The sequence below is a fragment of the Bradyrhizobium sp. Kon58 genome (genome assembly GCF_055807455.1).
In genome coordinates, this window is sequence record NZ_JBVVOT010000090.1 from 1 (window position 1) to 1,107 (window position 1,107).

Below are 1,107 nucleotides of genomic sequence, written 5' to 3' on the forward strand. Positions count from 1 at the left end.
AAGATCTGCTCGACGCCGGCCTCGAGCGGTCTTTTCTCGATGACATAGCGCCGGCGCAACGCATCGAGCGAATACTGGGGCATAGTGGCCTTCGTGAAGACTGACTGTGGGAAGCGTGTCGGTGAAATTTGTGGCGATTGTCTGAAGCTAGACCATGCCGTCATCGACTGCGCAGCGCCTTGTCGAAAGGAACCGGACCGGCTCGCCATCTGAGGTCTCGCTATTCTGGAGGGCCACTGATCCAGACCTCGCGTTCGACCTCAGAGCGGAACCAACCGGTGTCTTCATCCCTTGAGAAAGAGTGGAGCCTCGATTCCCGGGTGCTTCCGAGGGGGCCGGCCCATGCTCCGCCAAGCCAGCAACGAAGAAGAGGTTCTGGACCGCACCGCCGAGGTCGCGGCCACCATCGCGGAAGAAGGCCTCCGCTACGTCAGCGACTCCGCGCCGGGGTACACGCGCAAGCGGACTGGAACCACTTTCAGCTACTACGACAAGGACGGCAAGCGCATCACCGATGCCGCCGTCATCCGACGCATCAAATCAATCGGCATCCCGCCGGCCTACGAGTCCGTGTGGATCTGCCCGTCGTCGAACGGCCACATCCAGGCAACCGGGCTCGATGCGCGGGGTCGCAAGCAGTATCGCTACCATCCGAAGTGGCGCGAGCTCCGAGACCAGAACAAGTATGAGCATATCGTCCTGTTCGCTGCCGCGCTACCCGCGCTGCGGGAACGGGTCGCTGCCGACATGAAGCGGGACGGACTGCCCCGCGAGAAGGTGCTGGCCACGATCGTTAGTCTTCTGGAAAAGACGTTGATCCGGGTCGGCAACGCCGAGTACGCCGAGAAAAACAGGTCCTACGGGCTCACCACCATGCGCCGCAAGCACGTCGCGGTCGGGCGCGGCGTCCTTCGTTTCGACTTCACGGGCAAGTCGGGCAAACAATGGAAGCTTCGCGTCGAGGACAAGCGGATAGCCGCGATCGTGAAGCGCTGCGCGGAGATCCCGGGACATGAGCTCTTCAAGTACCTGGACGACGACGGACAGCCCCGCACCGTCGATTCCGGCGACGTCAACGCCTACATCAAGGACATCACGGGCGAGGAC

The 1,107-nt window shown here is 62.4% G+C and carries 1 protein-coding gene; it reads left to right on the plus strand.

Annotation, left to right across the window (positions count from 1 at the left end):
- Positions 1–342: 342 nt before the first annotated feature.
- Positions 343–1,107: DNA topoisomerase IB (locus AC0L20_RS39540; protein WP_473295595.1), on the plus strand; the 765-nt coding region annotated here is incomplete at its 3' end.